We start from the raw sequence: 18,933 nt of genomic DNA, 5'->3' as shown, positions 1-18,933 counted from the left end.
TTCATATGAAACAATTTCTCTACTCACGTTCACGCATCATTGAAGCCCTGATTCACATCATCGGCTGGGGAATTGTGTTTGCATTTCCTTTCGTGATGATGACACGCAGCGGATTCACCATTACGCTGATGGAATATCTGCGTCATGGCAGTGTCGTTCCGCTCTCGTTCCTCATTGTGTTCTACAGTAACTACTGTTTCCTCATTCCTCATTACCTGTTCGAGGGGCGCATCAGGAAATATCTGTTGCTGAACGTCTTGCTGATAGTCTGTGTTACCGCCGGAGTGCACTTCTGGCAGGAGTACGCATTCCATACTTATGTAAAAGACGCGAACGAGGGCAGACGACACATGGGACCGCCGAAGTGGATATTCATCATGCGCGATTTATTCTCCATGATACTTACCGTAGGGTTGAGTGCGGCTATCCGCCTTAGCGGGCGTTGGGTACAAGTAGAAGCCGCCCGTCGCGAAGCCGAGAAAAGTCGTACGGAAGCGGAATTGAAGAACCTGCGCAATCAGCTCAATCCTCATTTCTTGCTCAATACGCTGAACAACATCTATGCCCTCATAGCCTTTGATGCGGACAAGGCGCAAGTTGCCGTACAAGAACTGAGCCGCCTTCTGCGTCACGTACTCTACGATAATCAGCAAAACTTCGTAGCATTGGGCAAAGAAATGGATTTCATCAAGAATTACATCGCACTGATGCGCATCCGCCTCTCCTCCAATGTTACCGTCGAAACACGTTTCGACATTCGTCCGGACAGCCCTACGGAGATTGCTCCGCTGATATTTATTTCTCTTATAGAGAATGCGTTCAAGCATGGCATCTCTCCCACCGAGCCCAGTTATATCCGCATCTACTTCAGTGAAAGCGCCGATGAGGTACGGTGTGAAATCGCCAATAGCCACCACCCTAAAGACGAAGCCGACAAGAGTGGAAGCGGCATCGGTCTGGAACAGGTGCACAAGCGTTTGGAGCTGACCTACCCCGGTCAGTACCAATGGCTGCATGGCGTAAGTGAGGATGGAAAAGAATATAAATCAGTATTAGTAATCAATCACGGATAATATGAATTTGAAGTGCGCAATTGTAGATGACGAACCGTTGGCCCTGAATCTTTTGGAGAGTTACGCCAACAAAACCCCGTTTTTAGAACTCACAGGTAAATACTCCAGTGCGGTACAGGCTATGAACGACCTGTCGGACAAGGCTGTCGACCTTCTGTTCCTCGACATCCAAATGCCCGAACTCAACGGGCTGGAGTTCTCTAAAATGGTAGATACGCATACCCGCGTTGTTTTCACCACCGCCTTCGACCAATATGCCATAGATGGCTACAAGGTCAATGCGCTCGACTACTTGCTGAAACCCATCTCGTATGTAGATTTCCTGCAAGCCGCCAATAAGGCCGTACAATGGTTTGAACTCTTGCAACAACCCAAAGAGGAAATCGAAAGTATCTTCGTAAAAAGCGATTACAAGCTTGTACAAGTGGAGCTGAAAAACATCCTTTACATCGAAGGGCTGAAAGACTATATCAAAATCTACGAAGAGAACTCTCCCAAGCCCATCCTCTCACTCATGAGCATGAAATCCATGGAAGAACTTCTGCCCGCTTCGCGCTTCATGCGTGTACACCGTTCCTACATTGTCCAAAAGGATAAAATACGTATCATCGACCGCGGACGTATTGTCTTTGGCAAGAACTACATTCCTATCAGTGACAGCTATAAGCAAGTTTTTCAAGATTTTCTTAATAAAAGGAGTTAAAAAGACACCCATTCGTATATATTTTATTGAAAATGGTCGATTTCTAATAATATCCTATTGCATATTAAAAGATGTTTTTTTACCTTTGCGGCGAACAGATAGGAGTTGTGAAACTCCCCCAATAGAATAGTTTAGTTAAGTCTAGTTTAGTTTTTGTGTAAGCACTTCCTCCGTAAGCGAACGTTGGAAGTGCTTTTATTTATAGGCTTATACTAATAAAGCCTTTTTGTAAGTCATGGGGCAAAGATAATAGTTATAATGCAAAAGAATAGGGATATTCCTTATGTTCTAATTTTAAGGAATATCCCCAAATTCTGTCTTTCTATTGCTATATATAGCAAGGAAGTGATCCGTTAAAGAATGCTGTTACATCATTCGCTTATTATACGGCAGGTGTAACTTCCAAATCCAATGACTTTAAGTCTATATCCCGCGAGGAATTACCATACAATATTTGATATTTACCGGGGAAAATTTTCAATCCGTCCACATCTGCATTATAATAAGCAAACGATTCAGGTTCGAGTGTGATTTTCACCTTTTCACTTTTACCCGCTTTTATATCCTGACGTACGTAGCCTTTAAGTGATTTGATAGGTGCATTAGGATTGGTCAGACTTTTAACATATACTTGTACTATTTCAGCACCATCCATTTTACCGGCATTGGTTACAGGAATGGTAATTTCTACTTTCTCACCAGCCTTAATAGAATTGGAAGAGAGGGTTGCTGCACCAAATTTAAAATTTGTATAACTCAACCCATAACCAAATGCATATTGAGGTTCACCTTTAAAATAGCGATAAGTACGGTTATCCATGCTGTAATTGGTGAATTCGGGTAACTGTTCCGTTGACTTGTAGAATGTTACCGGAAGTTTTCCGGAAGGATTATAATCTCCAAACAGTACGTCGGCAACGGCTGTACCTCCTTCTTGACCCGGATACCAAGCTTGCAAAAGTGCATCGTATGCATAATCAATGTCAGCTAATGCTACGGCACTACCGGAACAGTTTACATAGATTACAGGTTTGCCGGTTTCGCGCATTGCTTTTAAGAAACGCTTTTGCACATCAGGCAACTCAATTCTCGCACGCTCATGTCCTTCACCTTCTTGTGTGGGAGTAATTCCACCTACATATATAATGACCTCAACATCCTTAATTTTCTCTTTCAATTCCTCAAATTCCGCCAGTTTGCGTTCATACATATCAACAGAGAGTTGTGAGACTCTTCCTTCTTTACCGGATTTATAGTCAAGGGCAATCTGATAGGTTTCGCCTTCTTTTACTTGAAGTGTATAAATGGAACCACGTCTGCCTTTCATAGATGCAGTAAACTCTCGGCGTTGAGCTTCTGTAAGTTCCATCCCCGGAGTATATTTAAACGACAACTCCTTGGGAGCATATTCGCCTATCTTTTTATTATTAACCTTTAGTACATAATTGTCACCCCTGACAGAGAAGCAAAGAGTACCGGTGAAATCAGGAACGTATGTTCCGGAATATTTGGCGCTAAAATCTGAAGAAGGTACATCTTTTCCAAAACCGTATCCGCCTTCTGTACGGAAGTTGATTGTTTCTGTATGGCTTGTATTGATTACTTCTCCTGAAAAGTCGGGTGTGGCATAGTATTGGGCCAAAAATCCTTTTTGTGTATCATGCTTTACCAGGTGTATTTGCGGTATTTGCAAATAATCAGAATCGATTTCACTGCCACGCTCGGAGATGATACGAGTATTGGGCAGCTTGTTTTGAAGACCTTGCAAAATGGTGATGCAATGAGTAGGCGAGCCGCTGTAGTTGCCACGCATCATAATGGAGTCGTTGATGTTAGGACCAACTACGGCAATAGATTTGATGTTTTTGTCCAATGGCAGTATGTTACCTTCATTTTTTAAGAGAACCTGTGATTCGTGAGCCATCTTCAAAGCATGGTCCCGATGTTCCTGACAATCAATCACACTGCCCGGTATTTTGGAATAAGGTACATATTTGGCAGGGTCCAGTAATCCTAAGCGAAAACGTTCGGTAAGGATACGGCGCAAAGAAACGTCTAAATCTTTTTCCTTGATGATGCCTTTCTCTACGGCTTCTATCAATGCATTGTAGCTTCGTCCGCATTCCAGGTCTGTACCGGTCAGTACTGCATCTGCACTGGCTGCGGCTGCATTCGGATGTGTCTCGTGGCGACCTTTCACATAAAAGTCATTGATGGCATCGCAGTCGCTTACCACCATTCCGTCAAATCCCCAGCGATTACGTAATATATCCACCAATAAACGATTGCTGGCACAGCATGGTTCACCTTCATAGGCACTGTATGCACACATTACTTCACGTACATTTCCTTTAACTACCAGTGTCTCGAAAGCAGGGAGATACGTTTCCCATAAGTCACGCATCGAAACCACGGCATTGAATTCATGGCGTAGTGGTTCTGGACCACTATGTACTCCATAATGTTTGGCACAGGCGTGTGTTTTATAATAATGTTCATCATCGCCTTGCATTCCCAATACGACATTTAAGCCCATTCTTGACATCAGGAAGGGATCCTCTCCATAAGTTTCTTGACCTCTTCCCCAACGGGGGTCTCGGAAGATGTTGATATTTGGAGCCCAAAAAGTAAGATTAGGGATGGCTGATACGTAGGGACCTATATCACCGTCAAGCGGCAAGGTGTTGTAGCGTGCACGCGCTTCGTCCGACACCATTGTATAGGTGGTCAGCTGTGAAGGGTCATCAAAAGTGGCGGCCAATGCGATGGATTGAGGAAATACGGTAACTCCGCCTGCTATCAGACCGTGGCAGGCTTCTCCCCACCAATTATAGGCAGGAATACCCAATCGCTCGATAGCCAATGAACGGTTAATCATCATGCTGACTTTCTCTTGGAGGGTGAGCAACGACATCAAATTGTCAACACGTTCTTCTACTTTTAGTTTAGGATTCTGAAACGGATACTGATACTTCTCTGTTTCCGAGCATGCTGTCCATAGAAGGAGAGCCAGCACACCACATAATAAGATACTCTTTTTTGTCATGTTGTTTTTAGTGTTTTAATAAAAAAAATGGATTGATTGTGATATACAAATAAAATAAAAAAAAATAATATTACGAAGTAATAAGAAGAAAAGTTAGAGTAATATTACATTGATTAAACTTTTTGCACTGATTATGATTTTTCAAAATCAGATAATAAATTCTATATTTGCATTTTTAATACAAAAAAGCATTTATCTCTAATATATTTACACTGATATCATGACACAAAAGTTAGAAAAACACACAAGGGTTGACGTAGCCGATGCGCTGCGCGGGCTTGCCGTTATGGGCATCATCGTTTTGCACTCTATCGAACATTTCAATTTCTATTCCTATCCGGACACCGCCACTCAGAGCGCGTGGCTCAATTTCTCCGATAAGGCCATTTGGGACGGGCTTTTCTTCATGTTCGGCGGGAAGGCATACGCTGTGTTCGCATTGCTATTCGGGTTCAGTTTCTTCGTCCAAGACAATAACCGGCGTGTACGCGGCAATGATTTCCGTTTACGTTTCTGTTGGCGGTTGGTACTACTGTTCATCATCGGCAATTTCAATGCCGCTTTTTTTACGGGCGAGGTGTTGGTGCTTTATTCACTGATGGGCTTCATCCTGCCGCTGACTTGCCGGATGAAAGACAAATGGGTCTTCCTCTTGGGCTGCGTACTGTTGATACAGCCGTTGCCGCTTTACTACGTGATACGCGCTTGCGCGGACTCCTCTTTCGTGACACCGTCCATTCCGTCGGATAGTTTCTGGCAGGCCACTTTCGAGATGCAGAGCCACGGAACGTTCCTCGAAACCCTGCGTGTCAATCTGTGGGAGGGGCAGCTCGCCAGTCTTGCTTGGGCTTGGGACAATGCCCGCGTGTTCCAGACGGCTGCGCTCTTCCTGTTCGGTATGCTGATAGGCCGTCGGGGGCTTTTCCTGCAAGAGAACATAAAGTTCTGGAATAAGGTGCTTTGCGGTGCCCTTGTCGCTTTCTTCCCGCTGTACGGGCTGGGCAATATGTTGCCGGACTTCATCGCTGACAAGTCTGTGCTTGCTCCGCTGAGCCTTATTATCACTTCCCTGTCCAAGTTCTCATTCATGCTGGTACTGGTTTCGGGCGTCATCTTCGCTTTCTACCGGACCAATCTGCGCGGGCTGATGATGAAGATTACCCCTTACGGGAAGATGAGCCTCACGAACTACATCACGCAGAGCATCATCGGTTCTTTCCTGTTCTATAACTGGGGGCTGGGCCTCCATACTCACTGGGGCATCACCGCCAGTTGTCTGGCAGGCATCGGGCTTTTTGTACTGCAACTCGCTTTCTGCCGTTGGTGGATGAAGCGCCATACGCACGGGCCGTTGGAGTATCTGTGGAAGCGTGCCACTTGGCTGAAGTAACAACCTTTTCGGTCCTTTATTGTTATAATTACAAATGAAGACAATATGGACACACCACTCTCGGACATACGAAAAGAATACAAGAAAGGTAAGCTGACACGGAATACGGTATCGGAAAACCCCTTCGGGCAGTTTGCCCGTTGGCTCGATGATGCCCTGCATTGCGGTGAAGACGAGCCTACCGCCATGATTGTAGCCACCGTCTCTCCGGACGGACATCCCTCCACCCGCACCGTATTGCTGAAAGGTGTGGAGAACGGCAGGTTCATTTTCTATACCAACTACGAAAGCCGCAAGGGGCAACAGCTTGCGGCGAATCCCCGCATATCCCTCTCTTTCGTCTGGCATAAGCTGGAGAGGCAGGTACACATCGAGGGGACAGCTGTAAAATGTTCCCCGCAGGAATCGGATGCCTACTTCTCCACCAGGCCCTACAAGAGTAAGATTGGCGCAAGGGTGTCTCCGCAGAGTCATGCCATCAACAGTCGCAGGGAGATTATCCGCGCCTTTGTAAAGGAAGCCGTTAAACTGGCGGGACAGACCGTACAGCGTCCCGGCAACTGGGGTGGTTTCGCCGTCACCCCTACCCGTTTCGAGTTCTGGCAGGGGAGAGAAAACCGGCTGCACGACCGTTTCCTCTACACTCTCCGGGAAGGAGAACGCTCCCACCCTGCCGCCTCTCCCCATCCGGAATCCGGAAGTTGGGAAATCGTACGTCTTGCGCCTTGATTTAACCTGCCAAGCATTATATCCTATAAATAAAACTTAAAAGGAGAAACAAAGTCAGAATGCTACTGTTAGAGGGAGAAAACTTAAAAGAAGATAGTTATGAATTATGGAATCAGTATTCTTTTTCGTGCCATACCTCTGTTGATGGCTTTGTTTTGTTTCGGCTACGGGGCTTTCGTGCTCGATATGGGGACGGACTCTGCCAAGTATGTAGCCGGCCCGGTGGTGATGTCGTTGGGAATGATTTGCATTGCTTTGTTTGCAACGGCGGCAACCATTATCCGGCAGATTATCCACACTTACAGCACGGTTGCCAAATACGCCCTGCCCGTTTTGGGTTATCTGGCTGCCTTGCTGACCTTCATCTACGGGTGGGAATATATCGGCGAGACTTCCACTGCCGCCCGTTTCGTTGCCGGACACGTCATTTGCGGCGTGGCTTTCATCACCGCTTGCGTGGCAACTACCGCCACCTCCTCCACCCGTTTTACCCTTATCCCCGCCAATTCCAATGCTACGGGACACAATACTCCCCCGCAGGCATTTACCGCCACGCAGGGCAACATCCTTATCGGTGTTGCGGCTCTACTGGCGCTTGCCGCTTGGATATGGACTTTCCGGTTACTTGCGCAGAGCGGTGTGCACAATGCCTACTACGTTGCCGGACACGTCATGGCGGGAATTTCCTGCATTTGCACCGCTCTCGTGGCACTGGTCGCCACCATCGTACGCCAGATACGCAACAGCTATTCGCACACCGAGCGCAAATGGTGGCCTGTGATGGTGCTTGCGGCGGGAACGCTGAGCATTTTTTGGGGCTTGCTGGTAATGGCCAATCCCAATCCTGCAAGGTCCTCCATAGGATATATAATGATAGGATTGGGATTGGTCTGTTACAGTATTTCGAGCAAAGTCATACTGTTGGCGGCAATCTGGCGCAACACCTTCAAGCTGGCAAGCCGAATCCCGCTGATACCTGTATTCACTGCGCTTCTCTGCCTGTTTCTGTCCGCCTTTCTTTTCGAAGCGGCGGGCATACACGATGTCTATTTCGTGCCTGCACGCGTACTGGCGGGCTTGGGCGGCATTTGTTTCACACTCTTCTCCATAGTAAGCATACTGGAGAGCGGTACCTCTAAAGGGTGACCGCTTACCGGGACTCTACCTCTATGTCCGTAAATACATCCACGTCTTCGGCGTGATGCGCCACATAGGCTGCGGGACCGATGTCGCCCGATTTCAGGATGTCATATACCACTTTTGCCTTGCTCTTGCCGGTAATCAGGAATACAATCTTCTTGGCGGCAAAGAGCAGGCAGCCTGTCATGGCAATACGCGGTTGGCCGTTATAAGGATTTATGCTTTCCGCGTACGGCAGGAAGGAAGAGAGCAGGTGTTCCTGTCCGGGGAAGATGGAAGACGTATGTCCGTCATCTCCTGCACCCAGCAGCACCATGTCAAAGGAGGGGAAGCCCCGACGCAGCGGTACGGTGCTGAACACCAAGTCCGAATAGCGTTTCGCTTCTTTCTCCGGGTGGCGGCAGACTCCGCAGATGGGAAATACGAACTCGTCCGGCATACCCACCTCCTGCAGCAGCAGGCGCAGCATATTGCCGTAGTTGCTGTCCGAGTCGTGCACGGGTACGCAACGCTCATCCACCCAGAAGATGCGCATTCGCATCCATGGGGTTTCCTCGCGGTACTCATGCGCCCAAATGTCAAACATCAGGCAGGGGGTCGTCCCTCCACTGAAAGCAATGTAAAAGATTCTCTCCGGCTCACGGTTCATCATATCTATAATGTAGCGTATAAGAGCACGTGCTGTAGTAGTTGCAGCTGGATATATATAACTTTTCATAATTCGCAGTATTCATCGGTATTGGTCAAATTCTTGCATGGGTTTGTCCATTCGGCTCCATGCTCATTCATCATAGCTTCACTCTCCAAAGGGCCCCATGTTCCCACAGGATAGCCGTATAGCGGGGCGTCAGGATGTTCCTGCCAATATCTCAGCACAGGGTTGAAGAAACGCCATGACGCATCCACGGCATCGCTGCGCGTAAAGAGCGTCTGGTCTCCCAGTATGCAGTCTTCTATCAGGCGGGCATACGCGTCTCCGGTGGGCAGGCCGCCCAAGTCGGAATAGCTGAAGTCCATCATCACTTGTTTCACATCGAACCCCGGGCCCGGCACTTTCATGCCGAACTTCAGCACGATGCCCTCATTGGGTTGCAGGCGCAGAATCAGTTTGTTGGCGCGCGGGCAGTTACCGCCTTCACAACGGAACATCTGGTGGGGTGTCTCGCGGAAGTGCACCACGATTTCGGTTACTTTGGTGGGCATCTGTTTTCCGGTGCGTATGTAGAAGGGGACGCCGCTCCAACGCCAGTTCTCGATGCCGATTTTCATGGCGATGTACGTTTCGGTGCGTGAGTCGGGGGCCACATTCTTCTCTTCGCGATAGCCGGGTTTGGTGGCTGACGCCGTGTATTGTCCTCTCACGATATGCTCGTTGAGGTCTTCCTCGGTCAGCGGCGAGAGAGATTCGTACACTTTCACCACTTCGTTGCGGAAGTTATCGGCGTTGAATACGGCGGGGGGCTCCATGGCTGTGAGCGCCACCAGTTGGATGAGGTGGTTCTGCACCATGTCACGCAACGCTCCGGTTCCTTCGTAGAAGCCGCCCCGCTGTTCGATGCCCAGATTCTCCACCGCTGTAATCTCCACATAGTCTATGTAGTTACGGTTCCAAAGCGGTTCGAAGATACCGTTGGCAAAGCGGAAAGCGAGGATATTCTGTGCCGTTTCCTTGCCCAGAAAGTGGTCTATGCGGTAAATCTGATGTTCCTCGAACGCCGAGGCATAGATACGGTTCAGTTCGCGCGCCGACTCAAGGTCGTAGCCGAAGGGCTTCTCCACGATGATGCGTGTATGGGGCCGGTTCAGCCGGGCGGCTTTGAGGTGGAGGGGAATCACGCCGTACAGGGACGGCGGCGTAGCCAGATAATACAGCATTCCGTCCGGTTCCCGTTCGCCCGTCAGTTCTTGCAGGCGGGTGTCCAGCTTGCCGTAATCGGCGGCTTCGGCGGGATTCAGCGAAAGATAGTGCAACCGGTTGCAGAACCCCGCCATATGTTCGGCAGTATGTTCCTTTGCCGAAACAAAACGTTCCAACTCTGTCCGGATGTAAGTACGGTAGGTATCGTCCTGATACTCGGTACGTCCGATACCCAAAATAGAGAAATCTTCCGGCAGGCGGTTATCCTTGTACAAGGTGTACAGCGCCGGCATCAATTTACGCTTCGTCAGGTCTCCGGAAGCGCCGAAAATTATCATCACAAATCTATTCATAGTTTTTATGTTTTTCCCCCACTCTATACATTATATGTCCCCGACTTCGTATCTCCTCCGTGTCCCGTCCAGTTCTCATGGAAGAATTGTCCTCTCAGCTCGTCCACACGTTCAAAGGTATGCGCTCCGAAGTAGTCGCGCTGCGCTTGAATCATATTTGCAGGCAGCTTGGCTGAAACGAGTGAATAGAAATAGTTCAATGCCGACGAGAAGGCGGGAACCGGAAGTTCCTCCTTCATGGCGTGCGCCACCAAGTGCTTCCAGCCGGAAAGCAGCTGTTTCATCTCATTGCTGAAGTAAGGGGCGAGCAGGAGATGCCGCGGTTTTTCGCTTTGTTCAAAGGCGGCGGCAATGTCGTTCAGGAAGATGCTGCGGATGATGCAGCCGCCCCGCCACATACGGGCGATGGAGGCGAGGTCGAGGTTCCACCCGAAAGCGTCCGAAGCGCGTTGCAGCACGGCAAAACCTTGTGCATAGGACACCAGCTTGGACGCATACAGCGCCGAGTAAATGTCCTTCACCATTTCGGGTTTGTTGTACACCACATCCGTGCGTTGGCACGCAAAATGCTTGGATGCCGCTTCGCGCAGGCCTTTTTGTGCCGACAGGCTTCGTTCAAAGACCGCTGTGGCAATCAGTCCCAACGGCATGCCCAGTTCCATCGCATTGATTACCGACCATTTGCCGGTTCCTTTTTGCCCGGCAGCGTCCAGAATCTTGTCTATCAGATAGCCGCCGGACTTATCCTTATGTTGCAGGATGCGGGCGGTAATCTCAACAAGATAGCTGCGCAGCTTGCCTTCGTTCCAATGGGAAAAGACGGAGGACATCTCCTCGTTATCCAGCTTCAGCAGGTTCTTCATCACCCAGTAGGCTTCGGAGATAAGCTGCATATCGCCGTATTCTATTCCGTTATGAATCATCTTGACAAAGTGACCGGAGCCCGCAGGTCCCACCCACTGGCAGCAGGGCGTGCCGTCGGATGCTTTGGCGGCGATGCTCTGCAAGACGGGTTTCACATCCTCCCATGCGCTCACCGAGCCGCCCGGCATGATGGAAGCGCCGTTCAGCGCACCCTCTTCACCGCCCGAAACGCCTGCGCCTACAAAGCGGAAACCTTTCTCCTCCGCCAGCGCCACGCGGCGGTTGGTATCTTCGTAGTTGGAGTTGCCGCCGTCTATCAGTATATCTCCCGGCGACAGCAGCGGAAAGAGTTGTTCCATCAGTTCGTCCACGGCACTGCCTGCACGAACCATCATCATTATTTTGCGTGGAGTGGCAACAGATTCCACAAAGCGTGCCATATCCGTATAGCCTCTAATATTTTTACCCCGTGCGCGCCCGTTTATGAAACGTTCCACCACGCCTTCTTCAATCCCCGGAACCGTACGGTTATAAACCGAAACTTGCCAGCCCTTGTCTGCCATATTCAGTGCGAGATTCTCTCCCATTACGGCAAGACCTATTAGTCCAATGTCAGTTTTATTTAAAGTCTCCATATACTTGTAAATTTTATCTTCATAGTTGAAACAAAAAGTAACGCCCGTTTGTTCATGTCAAGTTTGAAATTATTCCATATTACAAATTTACTATCCGAGCGGATTGTTCTTATCCCCCTCGTCGGGAATCCCGCCGCCATTGCCGCCGCCACCGGAGTTTTCACCGTCTATCGCTGCCTGCACATCGAGAAATTCAATCTTCTCCCCGGCACGCGTGGAAGTAAGGTTCGGTTTTACGATTCCATTGAATTTCAACCGATTATAATACGCTTTTTACTTCCGTAATCCATGATTTTTCCGTATATTTGAGCTACATTTAAGAGAGTAAAAACAGCTATTATCAACCACTTAAAACAAAAAAAGAAGATGGAAAACCATTGCATTGAAGAGCCGTTCATTATCCGTTCCTACCGGAAATCGGAGTTGGCACACCTGTACAATCCCGATATGCCGCTTGTGCCCGCCATGCGCAAGATGCGCTATTGGATAAAGAGAAACCCCGCACTGTACAACGCCATGTACAGTGCGGGAGAAGGGCCCGGAGACCACCGCTATACGAGGAGGCAGGTGAGGATGATTGTGGAGACGCTCGGAGAGCCGTAAAACTATCTGTCATTCAGAGGGTGTCTGTCATCCTGAGCGTATCCTGTCATTCAGAGCGAAGCGAAGAATCTACTTTCTCTTATAATACAGGGAAGAGATTCTTCGCTTCGCTCTGAATGACAGGACACCCTCTGAATGACAGACATCCCCAAAATCTGCATAAACTACAATTGCCTGTCTTGCAAATCCCATTTGATATACATCAAACGGACTTTGCACCACAGGCAAAACTTTTTTTGATGTACACCTATTGCCTGAAGTTCCGTTCCACCTCGTCCGATTGGTACTTCACCACCCCATACTCCGTACTGCCCTGATTGTTGGTGCGCGTCTCGAAGTCATACTTCTCGAGCGCCTGCACCAATTCCTGTTGCGTCTGCCGGTTCACCTGCACCTTGCCGTAAATGGTGAGGTGAGTGAGGATGGCGGAGGCAGGCATCCACTGCACCGACAAGTCCTCCGGAAGGGGGCGGCGGAAGAAGACGAACAGGTTCTCCTCCACCGGGTCCTTCATGCGGTGGCGTTCGTTATGCGTGTTCAGGCAGTCTATCTCGTCGCCCTCGTACCAATAGCGGAAGCCGCTGTCCAGCAGTGACATCGCCTGAGAGTAGACACCCTGATAGTTCACGGGACGCCCGTAGTCCACAGAAAGCACCTCCGAGGGGAGGAAACGGCGGTTGCCGTCAATGTCCTGCAGGCACTGGCGCTTGTTCGTGCTGGCTATGAACGAGGCATGGCGCGCAAAACAGAAGGCCTGCGTATCGTACACCTTGCGCAGCGTCACGCTCTCCTGCGTGATGATGCGCTTCAGCCCCGCGAGGTCCGAAGGCCTCACGCCCTGAAACTCCTCCATGTTGATGAGGTAGCGGGTGGAGAGCAGCAGCATGTCGTCCTTGCTGTCCGGAGAAATCATGCCCGTATGGTAGTACTCGCTCCATTCGGGCGGCAGCAGCCGGCTTATCCACGTGCTCTTGCCCTTGCCCTGGCCGCCGAAGAGTATCAGCACAAGCTGGTTCACCTTCTTCCCGTCCAGCGCACAAGCTACAGAGCCTACCAGCCAGCGGCGGAAACTCTCGCGCCAGAACTCCCTGTCCGCCGTCTGCACCGTATCCGCCAGTCCGCCGATGTAGTCCGTGGCGCCGTCCCATGCCGGGAGGTTCAGCAGGTAGTCCTCGAAGGGGTTGAACAAAGGCGCGTAGTCCGAGTCCACAATGGCCCTCAGCGTGTTCAGCGAGCAGCTGATGCCCTCAGTCAGCAGGCCCACATAGATGGAGTTCAGGTCTTTCAGGCGCAGGGGGCTGAAGGAGGGAGGCGCGGTGCGGGCATCCTCCTGCCCGGTGTCTCCCGTTTCGCAGAACTCCAGACGGTCCAGCACCGTATTGCGGCGGAAACGGTAGCGCAGCGCAAGGAAGTCCATGATGCGGCTCGCTGCGGGCACTTTCTCCTCCTTCGCTTTCTCGGCGGCGCAGGTCTTGCTCACATACAGGTAGGCGTTGCCGATGGCGGCATCCACGTCCAGACCGTCTTGCCGGAAGTCCCGCCGGGCAAGGGCGGCGGCAACCTCTTGGGGGATGTCCTTGCGGAAGCAGCGGTTGCCCAGTATGAAGAGGAAGTTGTCGCGGTTGCCCTTGCGGAAGTTCTCCGTGCGGCGGGTGGTGTTGAGTGCCTTTTTATATTCCATGAGATGCCAGGGAGCGATGTCGGGAGGCAGGGAGGGTTCGTCGCCCTCCTGCACCTTGTGCTCCTGCGTTCCGCCGTCCGCCGGGATCTTTGCCGCCGGCTCCGCTGCCGCCGCTTTCTTCCTCCTCTCTCCCGCCTTAGCGGCTTTCTCCGGCACCGTCACGCGTGTGGTCACCTCCTCAATCTCCGCCAGCAGGGAGGTGTTCAGGTACGCCTGTGCATCAAACGAGGCGAAGAACCCGCGGCTGATGTCCTTGCCGCTCACATCCACCGGCAGCCCGATGAGCCGCTCCACGTACAGGCGTGCCGACTCGTACATCAGCGCATGGTGGTTCTCCAGTTCGGCGTACGTGATGACGGGTACGGAGAAAGTCGTCTTGCGCAGGCGACGGGCATACTCCGTACGCAGGTACAGGAATATCTTGAAACCGTGGCGCTTGGGCGTGAGGAAGCACGCCACCACGTCCGCGTCAGCCTCGAGCAACCGGCGGACAGCATCCACCCGGTCGTCCGCCAGGCCGTCCACGTCTATGGTGATGACGGGGTTGTAGCGCAGCAGGCTGTGCGCCTGCCGCAGCGAGGAGTAATTTCCCGTGAGCGTGAAAAAAGGGAGCTGTTTCTTCACGGCGTTCGCTTTGGCAAGGTTGCCCAGGCGGAGGTACTGTTCCACCTTTTGGACGGTGTGGAAGTAGGCGCCGTTGCGGATATTGGTTATCACGGTGGTGAGGTTTGTTTCGCCGGAAACGGCGGAGAAACCGCGGTAAGCGGTAATCTTGATGTCATTCATTTAACGATTTGTTTTTAGTTTGTCTTCATTGACGGGGGCAAAGGTAAAGGTACGCTTCCGAATACGAAAATAGCTCTCTCCCCCCGTGGGGAGGGTCCGCCCCACTTATTTCGGATGCGTACCGGCGCGCCTACTCCTCCTTGGGGAAGAGCCGCGCAAGGGTGTTGTACAGCGCGGTCTCAACGGATTGCGCCTTCATCTCCGAACTACGGTCGCGGTCTTTCTCCACAAAGCAGAAAGCGTGCAGGAGATTAGCCCAGCAACGCACCTCCCTACTCATGCTGAAATCAGGACAATCCAAAGCCTGATGGCGGTGTATCTGGCAGGCAACCGCCTCAAAGAGAAGCTGTTTGCACGTGTCGATGTGCACCCGCCCGTCCAACATCACGTCAATACCCGCGGCAATGCGGGATACATCGTCATCACCGTCTTTCAAAACAAACACATAGCGGTCGCAATCTACCAGCTCCGCTTTTTTAAAATAGTACTTTTCATGCTTTTTTCTCTTTTTTCGTTTAACATTTGAAAACTTCAATTAATATTAACACGCAAAGTTAAACATAAATTATAAGCGGGCAAAAACGTGCCCAAAAACTTGTACGGAAATATAAAAAATCGCCGATAATACAGATAAAGAGAGGAGGGTATACCCCCCTCTATATACACCCGGCGATTTTTCGGAAAAAAAATAAAGAGAATACGCGCACACGTGCCTATACGCGTATGTACTATATATGCGGAAGTCGGACCACCGGAAAGAAAATACGGAAAACAGGGGAAAAAAGGGGAAATGTGTTGTAAGGAATATTTTGCAAAAACGGGAGTGTTTTTTAAACGTACGTTTAATAAACACAAAGGTAGGCATACTTTTCGGAGTGGCAAATATTTTTATACTTTTATTTTTATAAATTTATAAAATGTTTTTTATTACGCTACTACACAGCCGTTTACGTCCCGAATAAAAATAGCGGTATTATGCAAGAATCAGTATAAAAGCGGGTACGCAAAAAAGGCCCGAAAAAGGTGTTTTTTAGACGTACGTTTAAAAAACAGTTTGCCCCCAAAAAGGCAAGCATACAAGCAAACAAACAATCAACACATATGAACCTGAAACCTTTGATAATCATAGGGTTTATGCAGGCATTGTCTTTTCCGGTATATTCACAGGAAGCGAATGAAAAACACAAAGATGCTTTTTGTACCGTTTCCCAACGAAAAACAGAACTGATGCTGCATTTCCGCTTCGACCGTTCCATAGTAGACTATGGCTACCGGGACAACCAACAGGCATTGGCTGCCCTGCACAAACTGTTTGCGGACAGAAACGGGGCAGAGCGGATAGACTCCATACGCATCAGGGCATTCTCCTCGCCCGAAGGGAATGCAGCCTACAACCAACGCCTTGCACTGAAACGCGCCCGTGCCGTAAAAGGATATCTCGTATGGAAATACCCCGGAATACCGCAACACCGCATACGCACCTCCGCACAGGCAGAGAGCTGGGAAGCCCTGCGTGAAGCCATAGGCAACGACACGCTACTACCCTGCCGGGACGAGATATTGCAGATACTCGAACTGAACGCCACCGAATCCCGGAAAGAAGCCCTCTTGAAGAAACTGGATGCGGGGATTCCCTACGGGTACTTGAGACGGCAAGTATTGCCGCAAGTGCGGAACGCGTCCATATGTACCGTATATATGGGTGCAGAAGGAAAAGATACTCTGCCTATAAGCGCAGAGGGAAGAGATTCTCTGCCTATAAGCGCAGAGAGAAGAGATACCCTGTATATGAACGCAGAGGGAAGAGATTCTTCGCTTACGCTCAGAATGACAGGGAAAGACAAAGCGGAAGCAACCGGAACAAGCGGAGCGGATAATGCAGGTGTTACAGACACTTGTCATTCAGAGCGAAGCGAAGAATCCCCTCTCACAGGTATTACAGACAATACAGGCATTACAGGCATTACAAATAATACCAATGCTACAAATAATACCAATATCACAGACATTCGTCATTCAGAGCGAAGCGAAGAATCTCCTCTCACAGGTATTACAAACAATGCACGTATTGCAGATAATGCACGTATTACAAACAATGCAAGCATTGCAACCCATACCCGCCCCCTCTTCGCCCTAAAAACCAACCTCCTCTTCGATGCCGCCCTCATGCCCAACATCGAACTGGAACTCCCCATAGGAAAACGCTGGTCCCTCAACGCCGAATATATCTTCCCGTGGTGGCTGATAAACGACGACCGTTACTGCCTGCAACTCCTCATGGGAGGGCTCGAAGGGCGATACTGGTTCGGAAACAGAGAAAAGCGCCAAGCACTCACCGGACACTTCGCAGGACTATACGCAGGAGGAGGGAAATACGACCTCCAGTGGGACACGAAAGGCTATCAGGGGGAATTCTTCATCGCAGCCGGAATCAGCTACGGCTACGCACACCCCATAGCCCGGAACCTCAGGCTGGAGTACAACATAGGTATCGGAATGCTGCGTACCAACTACCGGCACTACCACACCCGAGACAACCACCGGACCCTGCTATGGCAGGAAAACGGGGAATACACATGGCTGGGCCCCACAAAACTCAAAGTATCACTCGTGTGGCTCATCAACCGGAAAACAAAAAAATGAAAGCATATGTTGTCCCCCCTGACCCAAAGAACGATAGCCCTGCTGCACCTCATAGCCCATGCCGAGCACTGCAACATACCCCACTGCGGAATGTCCTCCCACGAAGAGCTGCGCCACATATGCGCGCTTCTCGAACAGAAAGGGATGATACGCCCTGCAACCAATACCGATGCCGGCATAGCCGACACCGACACCCGCATAGCCGACCCCTGCATCGCCTACGCCCTCTGCCGGCCCCTGCACGACATATCCCTGCTCGACGTGCTGCAGGTCACAGACGGACACTTGGACTGCAACAAGCCAACCACCGAAGAGTTCTACTCCCGATACGGAAAGGTGGCGCAGAAACTGGGAGTGGTAAACTATATGACAAGGCTCTACCTGTCCGAAATACGGATAACGGACTTTTGTTAGGATAAAAAAACAAACAGAATCAAACAGAATAAATGAAGAATACAGTTTTGCTTTTATTGTTGCCCCTCGCCCTCGCATCGTGCCAGCGAAGGGAACTAACCTACTACACCGAGGCAGAAATCAGCGTGACCGCAGACTGGAGCCGTGCAGGACAGGAAGAGGAAAGCAGATACGGGGCCACCCTGATTTTATACCCGCAGGACGGAGGAGCGCCCCGCGTGGCGCTGATGGGAGACCGCACCCGCTCCACCGTGCAGCTGCCCGAAGGACGCTACGACGCACTGCTATTCAACCGCTCCTTCGACGACTTCGGAACCGTGGCATTCAGGGGGCAGGACAACCTGCACACCATCGAAGCCTACACCATGCAGACCGAGACACGGAACGAGACGCGAGTCATCACCTCCGCACCCGGCAAGCTGGCCTCCGCCGTAATGCGCGGCTTCGAGGTGAAGGACAGGACGGCGCAGCTGCACCTCGTACCCGCCCCACTCACCCGCACGGTGAGGATGGAGCTGCACATAGAGGGAATCCAAAACCTAAAGCAAGCCACCTGCCTGCTCAGCGGAGTGCCCCTGTCCATACTCCTGCACAACGGGAGCACAGAGCATGCCGAAAGGGGAATGCAGGAGTTCGAGGTGCAGGACATCACCCCCGACGGGGATTCCGGAACCGGGGGAACACTAAGCGGAACCTTCCAGCTCTTCGGGATGCCCGCACAGGACGAAGCCAAAATAAAGCTGAAAGCCTTGCTGAAAGACAACAAGACCGTTGTGGAAAGGCAGGTGGAGAACCTCGAAATCAGCGAAGATACGGACGGGAACGGCGTTATCACGCTGAAAATTGAAGCCGAAGTAAATCCCCCGCTGCCCGATGTAACCCCCTCAGAGGGATCAGGATTCGATGCCGACGTGGAGGAATGGGGGGAAGAAACCGATACGGAGATTCCAATATAGAAAAACAAGACATATACTATCTGTCATTCAGAGCGTAGCGAAGAATCTACTCTCTTGAT

At 50.6% G+C, this 18,933-nt stretch carries 15 protein-coding genes and 1 pseudogene; 9 read left to right on the top strand and 7 right to left on the bottom strand.

The window, feature by feature from the left end:
* Positions 1-5 precede the first annotated feature (5 nt).
* Positions 6-1,073 carry a sensor histidine kinase gene (locus DW121_RS10355; RefSeq protein ID WP_117710268.1) on the top strand — a complete coding sequence of 356 codons (1,068 nt, stop codon included), beginning with the start codon at positions 6-8 and terminating at the stop codon, positions 1,071-1,073.
* 1 nt (position 1,074) lies between these two features.
* Complete coding sequence (locus DW121_RS10350) at positions 1,075-1,776, top strand: LytR/AlgR family response regulator transcription factor (RefSeq protein ID WP_117710269.1); 702 nt, start codon at positions 1,075-1,077, stop codon at positions 1,774-1,776.
* Between the two features lie 382 nt (positions 1,777-2,158).
* Here DW121_RS10350 and DW121_RS10345 read toward each other — a convergent pair whose 3' ends face one another.
* Complete coding sequence (locus DW121_RS10345) at positions 2,159-4,822, bottom strand: glycoside hydrolase family 3 C-terminal domain-containing protein (RefSeq protein ID WP_117710270.1); 2,664 nt, start codon at positions 4,820-4,822, stop codon at positions 2,159-2,161.
* A gap of 220 nt (positions 4,823-5,042) precedes the next feature.
* Here DW121_RS10345 and DW121_RS10340 point away from each other — a divergent pair, with 220 nt between their 5' ends.
* The 3 genes from DW121_RS10340 (at position 5,043) to DW121_RS10330 (ending at position 8,087) form a co-directional block, all read left to right on the top strand.
* A complete protein-coding gene (locus tag DW121_RS10340; protein ID WP_118323711.1) occupies positions 5,043-6,212 on the top strand; it encodes a DUF418 domain-containing protein in 1,170 nt (389 codons plus the stop codon).
* Between the two features lie 45 nt (positions 6,213-6,257).
* Positions 6,258-6,941, top strand: coding sequence for a pyridoxamine 5'-phosphate oxidase (pdxH, locus tag DW121_RS10335; protein WP_118323710.1), 684 nt, complete (start codon positions 6,258-6,260; stop codon positions 6,939-6,941).
* A gap of 99 nt (positions 6,942-7,040) precedes the next feature.
* Positions 7,041-8,087, top strand: coding sequence for a DUF2776 family protein (locus DW121_RS10330; protein WP_117710273.1), 1,047 nt, complete (start codon positions 7,041-7,043; stop codon positions 8,085-8,087).
* 4 nt (positions 8,088-8,091) lie between these two features.
* Here DW121_RS10330 and pgl read toward each other — a convergent pair whose 3' ends face one another.
* The 4 genes and pseudogenes from pgl to DW121_RS10310 form a co-directional block, all read right to left on the bottom strand.
* Complete coding sequence (gene pgl, locus DW121_RS10325; RefSeq protein ID WP_118323709.1) at positions 8,092-8,799, bottom strand: 6-phosphogluconolactonase; 708 nt, start codon at positions 8,797-8,799, stop codon at positions 8,092-8,094.
* Positions 8,796-10,292, bottom strand: a complete 1,497-nt coding sequence (gene zwf, locus DW121_RS10320; protein WP_117710275.1) for a glucose-6-phosphate dehydrogenase — start codon at positions 10,290-10,292, stop codon at positions 8,796-8,798. Before zwf ends, pgl begins: the two co-directional genes overlap by 4 nt.
* Before the next feature lie 23 nt (positions 10,293-10,315).
* Positions 10,316-11,791, bottom strand: coding sequence for a decarboxylating NADP(+)-dependent phosphogluconate dehydrogenase (gnd, locus tag DW121_RS10315; RefSeq protein ID WP_117710276.1), 1,476 nt, complete (start codon positions 11,789-11,791; stop codon positions 10,316-10,318).
* A 90-nt stretch (positions 11,792-11,881) separates the two neighbouring features.
* A pseudogene (locus DW121_RS10310) lies at positions 11,882-12,028 on the bottom strand (DNA-binding protein); the annotation flags it as partial.
* A 129-nt stretch (positions 12,029-12,157) separates the two neighbouring features.
* Between DW121_RS10310 and DW121_RS10305 the strand changes: the two are divergent.
* On the top strand, positions 12,158-12,394 hold the full coding sequence (locus DW121_RS10305; RefSeq protein WP_118322930.1) for a DUF4248 domain-containing protein: 237 nt from the start codon (positions 12,158-12,160) through the stop codon (positions 12,392-12,394).
* Between the two features lie 247 nt (positions 12,395-12,641).
* On the opposite strand, the gene DW121_RS10300 is transcribed toward DW121_RS10305, so the two are convergent.
* Positions 12,642-14,861 (bottom strand): VapE domain-containing protein, encoded by a 2,220-nt coding sequence (locus DW121_RS10300; protein ID WP_118323708.1) that lies wholly within the window; start codon positions 14,859-14,861, stop codon positions 12,642-12,644.
* Positions 14,862-14,991: 130 nt separating this feature from the next.
* Positions 14,992-15,396, bottom strand: coding sequence for a hypothetical protein (locus DW121_RS10295; protein WP_118323707.1), 405 nt, complete (start codon positions 15,394-15,396; stop codon positions 14,992-14,994).
* A gap of 566 nt (positions 15,397-15,962) precedes the next feature.
* Between DW121_RS10295 and DW121_RS10290 the strand changes: the two genes are divergently transcribed.
* Genes DW121_RS10290 through DW121_RS10280 form a run of 3 tightly spaced genes read left to right on the top strand, consistent with a single transcriptional unit; the run spans position 15,963 to position 18,874 of the window.
* The gene (locus tag DW121_RS10290; protein ID WP_147399673.1) at positions 15,963-17,504 is read left to right on the top strand and encodes a DUF3575 domain-containing protein; all 1,542 of its coding nucleotides are present in this window, start codon (positions 15,963-15,965) and stop codon (positions 17,502-17,504) included.
* A 6-nt stretch (positions 17,505-17,510) separates the two neighbouring features.
* Positions 17,511-17,918 carry a hypothetical protein gene (locus DW121_RS10285; protein WP_147399672.1) on the top strand — a complete coding sequence of 136 codons (408 nt, stop codon included), beginning with the start codon at positions 17,511-17,513 and terminating at the stop codon, positions 17,916-17,918.
* A 32-nt stretch (positions 17,919-17,950) separates the two neighbouring features.
* The gene (locus tag DW121_RS10280; RefSeq protein ID WP_118323704.1) at positions 17,951-18,874 is read left to right on the top strand and encodes a DUF5119 domain-containing protein; all 924 of its coding nucleotides are present in this window, start codon (positions 17,951-17,953) and stop codon (positions 18,872-18,874) included.
* The last annotated feature ends 59 nt before the right edge of the window (positions 18,875-18,933 follow it).

Origin of the sequence: Bacteroides sp. AM10-21B (assembly GCF_003472565.1) — a bacterium.
GTDB lineage: Bacteria > Bacteroidota > Bacteroidia > Bacteroidales > Bacteroidaceae > Bacteroides > Bacteroides propionicigenes.
Note: the sequence above shows the minus strand (reverse complement) of the source record. Positions and strands in the feature narration are given on the sequence as shown.

What these genes read in the sequence shown, in the direction of transcription:
- pdxH (WP_118323710.1), top strand. Translation starts at nt 6,258, where the DNA reads ATGGACACACCACTCTCGGACATACGAAAAGAATACAAGAAAGGTAAG.
- gnd (WP_117710276.1), bottom strand. Translation starts at nt 11,791, where the DNA reads ATGGAGACTTTAAATAAAACTGACATTGGACTAATAGGTCTTGCCGTA.
- DW121_RS10290 (WP_147399673.1), top strand. Translation starts at nt 15,963, where the DNA reads ATGAACCTGAAACCTTTGATAATCATAGGGTTTATGCAGGCATTGTCT.
- pgl (WP_118323709.1), bottom strand. Translation starts at nt 8,799, where the DNA reads ATGAAAAGTTATATATATCCAGCTGCAACTACTACAGCACGTGCTCTT.
- DW121_RS10285 (WP_147399672.1), top strand. Translation starts at nt 17,511, where the DNA reads ATGTTGTCCCCCCTGACCCAAAGAACGATAGCCCTGCTGCACCTCATA.
- DW121_RS10280 (WP_118323704.1), top strand. Translation starts at nt 17,951, where the DNA reads ATGAAGAATACAGTTTTGCTTTTATTGTTGCCCCTCGCCCTCGCATCG.
- DW121_RS10305 (WP_118322930.1), top strand. Translation starts at nt 12,158, where the DNA reads ATGGAAAACCATTGCATTGAAGAGCCGTTCATTATCCGTTCCTACCGG.
- DW121_RS10330 (WP_117710273.1), top strand. Translation starts at nt 7,041, where the DNA reads ATGAATTATGGAATCAGTATTCTTTTTCGTGCCATACCTCTGTTGATG.
- DW121_RS10340 (WP_118323711.1), top strand. Translation starts at nt 5,043, where the DNA reads ATGACACAAAAGTTAGAAAAACACACAAGGGTTGACGTAGCCGATGCG.
- DW121_RS10345 (WP_117710270.1), bottom strand. Translation starts at nt 4,822, where the DNA reads ATGACAAAAAAGAGTATCTTATTATGTGGTGTGCTGGCTCTCCTTCTA.
- zwf (WP_117710275.1), bottom strand. Translation starts at nt 10,292, where the DNA reads ATGAATAGATTTGTGATGATAATTTTCGGCGCTTCCGGAGACCTGACG.
- DW121_RS10355 (WP_117710268.1), top strand. Translation starts at nt 6, where the DNA reads ATGAAACAATTTCTCTACTCACGTTCACGCATCATTGAAGCCCTGATT.
- DW121_RS10300 (WP_118323708.1), bottom strand. Translation starts at nt 14,861, where the DNA reads ATGAATGACATCAAGATTACCGCTTACCGCGGTTTCTCCGCCGTTTCC.
- DW121_RS10350 (WP_117710269.1), top strand. Translation starts at nt 1,075, where the DNA reads ATGAATTTGAAGTGCGCAATTGTAGATGACGAACCGTTGGCCCTGAAT.